Genomic DNA, 7620 nt, shown 5'->3' on the forward strand with positions numbered 1-7620 from the left:
AGCCTGACCGATGGCAATGCCGCGCAAACTCAAGTTAATGAACGTCTTTCTGAACGGCTACAGCTATCAGGGCGTTGCAAAGTCCGTCACGCTACCAAAACTGACCCGTAAGCTCGAAAACTATCGCGGTGCGGGGATGAACGGCAGCGCACCGGTAGACCTCGGCCTTGATGACGATGCGCTGTCAATGGAGTGGTCGCTCGGTGGCTTCCCGGATTCGGTTATCTGGGAGCTTTACGCCGCAACCGGTGTGGATGCCGTACCGATTCGTTTTGCAGGCTCTTACCAGCGCGACGATACCGGCGAAACGGTGGCCGTCGAGGTGGTCATGCGTGGACGTCAGAAAGAAATCGACACCGGCGAGGGCAAACAGGGAGAAGACACCGAGTCGAAAATCTCCGTGGTCTGCACCTATTTCCGGCTGACGATGGACGGTAAGGAGCTGGTCGAAATCGACACCATCAACATGATTGAGAAGGTGAACGGCGTCGACCGGCTGGAGCAACACCGCCGCAATATCGGCCTGTGATTTTCATCCGGTCAGCCTGGCTGACCGGTTAACCCCGATTCAGAAGTGAGAAAACCATGAACAAAGAAAATGTGATTACCCTGGACAATCCGGTCAAGCGTGGTGAGCAGGTTATCGAACAGGTCACGCTGATGAAACCTAATGCCGGGACGCTGCGCGGTGTCAGTCTGGCTGCGGTCGCAAACTCCGAAGTCGATGCACTGATTAAAGTGCTGCCGCGCATGACGGCACCGATGCTGACCGAGCAGGAGGTCGCCGCACTGGAACTGCCTGACCTTGTGGCGCTGGCCGGTAAGGTGGTCGGTTTTTTGTCGCCGAACTCGGTGCAGTGACGTTCCCGAAAAATCTCTCGGTCGATGACCTGATGGCGGATGTGGCAGTGATATTTCACTGGCCGCCATCAGAACTGTATCCCATGAGCCTGACCGAACTCATCACATGGCGCGAAAAGGCGCTCCGGCGAAGCGGAAACACGAATGAGTAACAATGTAAAATTACAGGTATTGCTCAGGGCTGTTGACCAGGCATCCCGCCCGTTTAAATCCATCCGCACAGCGAGTAAGTCGCTGTCGGGGGATATCCGGGAAACACAAAAATCACTGCGCGAGCTGAACGGTCAGGCATCCCGTATTGAGGGGTTTCGCAAGACCAGTGCACAGCTCGCCGTGACTGGTCATGCACTTGAAAAGGCACGGCAGGAGGCCGAAGCACTTGCCACACAGTTTAAAAACACTGAACGTCCGACCCGTGCTCAGGCGAAAGTGCTGGAATCCGCAAAGCGTGCGGCGGAGGACTTACAGGCGAAATATAACCGCCTGACGGATTCCGTTAAACGCCAGCAGCGGGAACTGGCCGCTGTGGGAATTAATACCCGCAATCTTGCACATGATGAGCAGGGGCTGAAAAACCGTATCAGTGAAACCACCGCACAGCTTAACCGGCAGCGTGACGCGCTGGAGCGTGTCAGTGCACAACAGGCAAAACTTAACGCAGTCAAACAGCGTTATCAGGCAGGAAAAGAACTTGCCGGAAATATGGCCTCAGTGGGCGCTGCCGGTGTGGGGATTGCGGCGGCGGGAACGATGGCCGGAGTTAAGCTGCTGATGCCCGGTTATGAGTTTGCGCAGAAAAACTCAGAATTGCAGGCTGTGCTCGGTGTGGCAAAAGATTCCGCCGAAATGGCCGCGCTCCGCAAACAGGCGCGCCAGCTCGGCGACAATACTGCCGCCTCGGCGGATGATGCTGCCGGTGCGCAGATTATCATTGCGAAAGCCGGTGGGGATGTTGATGCCATTCAGGCGGCAACGCCGGTCACGCTGAATATGGCGCTGGCGAACCGCCGCACGATGGAAGAAAACGCCGCCCTGCTGATGGGGATGAAATCCGCCTTTCAGCTTTCAAACGATAAGGTCGCTCATATCGGGGATGTTCTCTCCATGACGATGAACAAAACCGCCGCCGATTTTGACGGTATGAGCGATGCGCTGACCTATGCCGCACCAGTGGCAAAAAATGCCGGTGTCAGCATTGAAGAAACCGCCGCAATGGTCGGGGCGCTGCATGACGCAAAAATTACCGGTTCAATGGCGGGGACGGGAAGCCGTGCCGTGTTAAGCCGCCTGCAGGCACCGACGGGAAAAGCATGGGATGCACTGAAAGAGCTTGGTGTGAAAACCTCAGACAGCAAGGGAAACACCCGACCAGTATTTACCATTCTGAAAGAAATGCAGGCCAGTTTTGAGAAAAACCGGCTCGGTACTGCCCAGCAGGCTGAATACATGAAAACCATTTTCGGGGAGGAGGCCAGCTCAGCCGCCGCTGTGCTGATGACTGCCGCCTCAACCGGAAAGCTGGACAAACTGACCGCTGCGTTTAAAGCCTCAGACGGGAAGACCGCAGAGCTGGTAAATATCATGCAGGACAACCTCGGCGGTGACTTTAAGGAGTTTCAGTCCGCTTATGAGGCGGTGGGGACTGACCTGTTTGACCAGCAGGAAGGCGCACTGCGTAAGCTCACGCAGACGGCCACAAAGTATGTGTTAAAACTCGACGGCTGGATCCAGAAAAACAAATCACTGGCGTCAACCATTGGCCTCATTGCCGGTGGCGCGCTGGCACTTACTGGCATCATCGGTGCCATTGGTCTTGTAGCCTGGCCGGTTATCACCGGCATCAATGCCATCATCGCGGCAGCAGGCGCAATGGGGGCAATCTTCACGACGGTTGGCAGTGCTGTTATGACGGCCATCGGGGCGATTAGCTGGCCGGTTGTGGCCGTGGTGGCCGCCATTGTCGCCGGGGCGTTGCTTATCCGTAAATACTGGGAGCCTGTCAGCGCATTCTTTGGCGGTGTGGTGGAAGGGCTGAAAGCGGCATTTGCGCCGGTGGGGGAACTGTTCACGCCACTTAAACCGGTGTTTGACTGGCTGGGTGAAAAGTTACAGGCCGCGTGGCAGTGGTTTAAAAACCTGATTGCCCCGGTCAAAGCCACCCAGGACACCCTGAATCGTTGCCGTGACACGGGCGTCATGTTCGGGCAGGCACTGGCTGACGCGTTGATGCTGCCGCTTAGTGCGTTCAACAAACTGCGCAGTGGTATTGACTGGGTACTGGAAAAACTCGGTGTTATCAACAAAGAGTCTGACGCACTTGACCAGACTGCCGCCAGAACTCATGCCGCCACGTATGGCACCGGTGGTTATATTCCGGCGACCAGCTCTTATGCAGGCTATCAGGCTTATCAGCCGGTTACGGCACCGGCTGGCCGCTCTTATGTGGACCAGAGTAAAAACGAATATCACATCAGTCTGACGGGCGGTACTGCGCCGGGGACTCAGCTCGACCGCCAGTTACAGGATGCGCTCGAAAAATACGAGCGGGATAAACGTGCGCGCGCCCGTGCCAGCATGATGCATGACGGTTAAGGAGGTGACGAAAAATGATGCTCGCGTTAGGTATGTTTGTTTTTATGCGCCAGACGCTGCCACACCAGACCATGCAGCGCGAATCAGATTATCGCTGGCCGTCAAATTCCCGTATCGGTAAACGGGATGCCTTTCAGTTTCTCGGTGTGGGTGAGGAAAACATGACGCTTGCCGGCGTGCTTTATCCCGAACTGACCGGCGGGAAGCTGACGATGACCACGCTCAGGCTGATGGCAGAGGAAGGCCGGGCGTGGCCGTTGCTGGATGGCACCGGCATGATTTACGGCATGTATGTCATCAGCAGGGTGAGTGAAACAGGGAGTATTTTCTTTGCAGACGGCACACCCCGGAAAATTGATTTTACGCTGTCGCTCACCCGCGTTGATGAATCACTGGCCGCGCTTTATGGCGATATCGGTAAACAGGCGGAATCGCTCATCGGTAAGGCTGGCAGTATGGCGACCAGATTCACGGGGATGACGGGGGCGAGATAATGCTGGATGCGCTGACATTTGATGCAGGCAGTACGCTGACGCCGGATTACATGCTGATGCTCGACAGCAGGGATATTACCGGCAATATCAGTGACCGTCTGATGAGCATGACCCTGACGGATAACCGGGGCTTTGAGGCTGACCAGCTTGATATTGAACTGAACGATGCCGACGGGCAGGTCGGGCTGCCGGTTCGTGGCGCTGTCCTGACGGTGTATATCGGCTGGAAAGGTTTTGCCCTGGTATGCAAGGGGAAATTCACTGTTGATGAGGTTGAACACCGGGGCGCACCGGATGTGGTCACCATCCGCGCCCGGAGTGCAGATTTTCGTGGCACGCTCAATTCCCGCCGGGAAGGCTCCTGGCATGACACCACGCTCGGTGCGATTGTTGAGGCGATTGCCTCCCGTAACAGGCTGGAAGCCAGTGTCGCTCCGTCACTGGCCGGAATTAAAATCCCGCACATCGACCAGTCGCAGGAGTCCGATGCGAAATTCCTGACCCGTCTTGCTGAACGCAACGGCGGTGAGGTGTCGGTAAAAATGGGAAAACTGCTGTTTCTCAAAGCGGGGCAGGGGGTGACGGCCAGCGGTAAAAAAATCCCGCAGATTACCATCACCCGCAGCGACGGCGACCGTCATCATTTTGCGATTGCTGACCGTGGAGCCTACACAGGCGTAACGGCAAAGTGGTTACATACCAAAGACCCGAAGCCACAAAAGCAGAAGGTAAAACTGAAACGCAAAAAGAAAGAGAAACACCTGCGCGCACTGGAGCACCCGAAAGCGAAACCGGTCACGCAGAAGAAAGCGCCAAAAGTACCGGAAGCGCGCGAAGGTGAATACATGGCCGGTGAGGCTGACAATGTTTTTGCCCTGACCACGGTATATGCCACGAAAGCGCAGGCCATGCGCGCCGCTCAGGCGAAGTGGGATAAACTGCAACGGGGCGTTGCGGAGTTCTCCATCAGCCTGGCTACCGGTCGTGCAGATATTTACACGGAAACACCGGTCAAAGTGTCAGGCTTTAAGCGCGTCATAGACGAGCAGGACTGGACAATCACTAAGGTGACACATTTTCTGAATAATAGCGGCTTCACGACGTCCCTGGAGCTTGAGGTCAGGCTTTCTGATGTGGAGTACGAAACAGAAGATGACGAGTGATGTTTTTATTTTATCTATTTGTTTTATAAGGATAAATTAACTAAAATGGCACCATCAACAAAACCGGAAGAGGTGCTCGCGATGTTTCATTGTCCTTTATGCCAGCATGCCGCACATGCGCGTACAAGCCGCTATATCACTGACACGACAAAAGAGCGTTATCACCAGTGTCAGAACGTGAATTGCAGTGCCACGTTCATCACTTATGAGTCGGTACAGCGATACATCGTGAAGCCGGGAGAAGTCCACGCCGTAAGGCCGCACCCGTTGCCATCAGGGCAGCAAATTATGTGGATGTAATTACAAACAGAAAGCCCCTCAGTCGAGGGGCTTTTTGTCGATGTGGTCAATGTGTGGACGTGACCAGAAATAAATCCTTTTATTTCAATTTGTTGTACGTAAAAAATAAGCCCGTGTAAGGGAGATTACACAGGCTAAGGAGGTGGTTCCTGGTACAGCTAGCATTTTATGGGTTATGTTTTTCAGCGAAACGGATGATAACCTTAATAAATGCAGCTGTATGTGATCGGTTTCTAAGAATTTTCCATCCGGGAAAAATAATCGAAATTAATCACTTACCGTGGGGGTTACGCGTGGTTTCCCCGGAGAAATTACGCATCAGCAGCGCGTAATTGAGCTCAAGATCCTGCGGGACCGGGATCCACACAGTATAACCATCGCCCGGTGCGACCGGCATTGCTTTGCCTTTGGCGTTTTCCATCTGCTCAAGGGTAAAGTTAATGTTCCCTTGCGGCGTCATCAGCTCAAGGCTGTCGCCAACGGAGAATTTATTTTTCACCGCTACCGCCGCGAGGTCGCCCTTGCGCTCACCGGTAAACTCACCAACAAACTGCTGGCGGTCAGAAACTGAATAACCGTATTCGTAGTTCTGATAATCGTCGTGAGTATGACGACGCAGGAAACCTTCGGTATAGCCACGATGCGCCAGACCTTCCAGAGTTTCCAGCAGGCTGGTATCGAACGGTTTGCCCGCAGCGGCGTCATCGATAGCTTTACGATAAACCTGCGCGGTGCGTGCGCAATAGTAGAAAGATTTAGTACGGCCTTCGATTTTCAGCGAATGCACGCCCATTTTGGTCAGGCGTTCAACGTGGGCGATGGCACGCAGATCTTTCGAGTTCATGATGTAAGTGCCGTGCTCATCTTCAAACGCGGTCATATACTCGCCCGGACGCTGGGCTTCTTCGATCATAAACACTTTGTCGGTCGGCGCGCCGATACCCAGCGTCGGCTCAACATTTTGCACCGGAATCGGCTCGTACTTGTGTACGATGTTGCCAACGTCATCTTCTTTCCCTTCCTGGACGTTGTACTCCCAACGGCAGGCGTTGGTGCAGGTGCCCTGGTTCGGGTCGCGCTTGTTGATGTAGCCAGAGAGCAGGCAGCGACCGGAGTAGGCCATGCACAGCGCGCCGTGAACGAAGATCTCTACCTCCATATCTGGCACCTGATTGCGGATCTCTTCAATCTCTTCCAGCGACAGCTCGCGAGAGAGGATCACGCGGGTCAGGCCCATTTGCTGCCAGAATTTCACCGTCGCCCAGTTCACGGCGTTAGCCTGTACCGAGAGATGGATCGGCATTTCAGGGAAGTGCTCACGCACCAGCATAATCAGCCCTGGATCGGACATAATCAGCGCATCCGGCCCCATTTCCACCACCGGTTTCAGGTCACGGATAAAGGTTTTCAGCTTGGCGTTGTGCGGTGCAATGTTGACCACGACATAAAACTTTTTCCCCAGCGCGTGGGCTTCGTTAATGCCGAGTTGAAGATTTTCGTGGTTGAATTCGTTGTTGCGCACACGCAGGGAGTAACGCGGCTGGCCCGCATAAACAGCATCTGCGCCATAAGCGAAAGCGTAACGCATATTTTTCAGCGTTCCCGCCGGGGAAAGGAGTTCCGGTTTAAACATAATTCTCTCGTTCTGATGACAGGTCAGATCCGCTTCACCTGATGAAGCGGTTAGGGGAGTGCCCCCACTTTAAGGGCGGGCATTGTAGCGCTGTAGGGGGGAGTTGGTAAAGCGCCGGACGCCAACAACACGCGCCCGGCATCGTAATTACGTATTGTCTTTCACCGTCTGGCTTGTGCCATTGGCTTTAACGGAGGCAATTCCGGTTTCACGAGATTGCGCGGTGGCGTACATTTGGCTGGAGCCGATAATTTGATGATTGGCGGCTTTCAGATTGAAATAGAATTTGCCGTTGCTTGCCGTTTTTTTCTCATAGCGTTCTTCTTGCGGGCTGTTGCTACGCACCGACGCGATGCCCTTTTCCGCAGAGGCTTTTGAGGTATACAGCTCGCTGGTGAGGATAGTCTCACCATTGCCCGCTTTTAGCACAAACCGGAATTGATTATCACTGCTCTTACTGAGTTCAAACCAACCAGCCATAATGACTCCTTGATTGAAATTGCGTATCGAAAACAGCATCTAAAGGTGCTGTTTACCGATTAAAGTATGAGCGATTTTCTGGTGCCTGCCAGGGCGG

At 54.3% G+C, this 7620-nt stretch carries 9 protein-coding genes; 7 read left to right on the top strand and 2 right to left on the bottom strand.

Annotation, left to right across the window (positions count from 1 at the left end; translation table 11 throughout):
- Positions 1–10: 10 nt before the first annotated feature.
- The 7 genes from ACJHYD_RS02630 (at position 11) to ogrK (ending at position 5410) form a co-directional block, all read left to right on the top strand.
- Positions 11–529, top strand: coding sequence for a phage major tail tube protein (locus tag ACJHYD_RS02630; RefSeq protein WP_001251408.1), 519 nt, complete (start codon positions 11–13; stop codon positions 527–529).
- Between the two features lie 56 nt (positions 530–585).
- Positions 586–861 carry a phage tail assembly protein gene (locus ACJHYD_RS02635; protein ID WP_001031303.1) on the top strand — a complete coding sequence of 92 codons (276 nt, stop codon included), beginning with the start codon at positions 586–588 and terminating at the stop codon, positions 859–861.
- On the top strand, positions 858–1013 hold the full coding sequence (locus ACJHYD_RS02640) for a GpE family phage tail protein (protein WP_000143830.1): 156 nt from the start codon (positions 858–860) through the stop codon (positions 1011–1013). Before ACJHYD_RS02635 ends, ACJHYD_RS02640 begins: the two co-directional genes overlap by 4 nt.
- Positions 1006–3453, top strand: coding sequence for a phage tail tape measure protein (locus ACJHYD_RS02645; RefSeq protein ID WP_072661844.1), 2448 nt, complete (start codon positions 1006–1008; stop codon positions 3451–3453). The genes ACJHYD_RS02640 and ACJHYD_RS02645 overlap by 8 nt, the downstream gene beginning before the upstream one ends.
- 14 nt (positions 3454–3467) lie before the next feature.
- A complete protein-coding gene (locus tag ACJHYD_RS02650; protein ID WP_053276583.1) occupies positions 3468–3947 on the top strand; it encodes a phage tail protein in 480 nt (159 codons plus the stop codon).
- The gene (locus ACJHYD_RS02655; protein WP_000882969.1) at positions 3947–5110 is read left to right on the top strand and encodes a phage late control D family protein; all 1164 of its coding nucleotides are present in this window, start codon (positions 3947–3949) and stop codon (positions 5108–5110) included. Before ACJHYD_RS02650 ends, ACJHYD_RS02655 begins: the two co-directional genes overlap by 1 nt.
- Before the next feature lie 81 nt (positions 5111–5191).
- A complete protein-coding gene (gene ogrK / locus ACJHYD_RS02660) occupies positions 5192–5410 on the top strand; it encodes a prophage transcriptional regulator OgrK (protein ID WP_000468308.1) in 219 nt (72 codons plus the stop codon).
- A gap of 271 nt (positions 5411–5681) precedes the next feature.
- Here the strand turns inward: ogrK and yegQ are convergent, their stop codons facing one another.
- On the bottom strand, positions 5682–7043 hold the full coding sequence (yegQ, locus tag ACJHYD_RS02665) for a tRNA 5-hydroxyuridine modification protein YegQ (RefSeq protein WP_001551329.1): 1362 nt from the start codon (positions 7041–7043) through the stop codon (positions 5682–5684).
- Positions 7044–7190: 147 nt separating this feature from the next.
- The gene (locus tag ACJHYD_RS02670; RefSeq protein ID WP_000929408.1) at positions 7191–7523 is read right to left on the bottom strand and encodes a YegP family protein; all 333 of its coding nucleotides are present in this window, start codon (positions 7521–7523) and stop codon (positions 7191–7193) included.
- Positions 7524–7620: the final 97 nt, after the last annotated feature.

Origin of the sequence: Escherichia sp. WS1368 (assembly GCF_046487485.1) — a bacterium.
Classification (GTDB): domain Bacteria; phylum Pseudomonadota; class Gammaproteobacteria; order Enterobacterales; family Enterobacteriaceae; genus Escherichia; species Escherichia coli.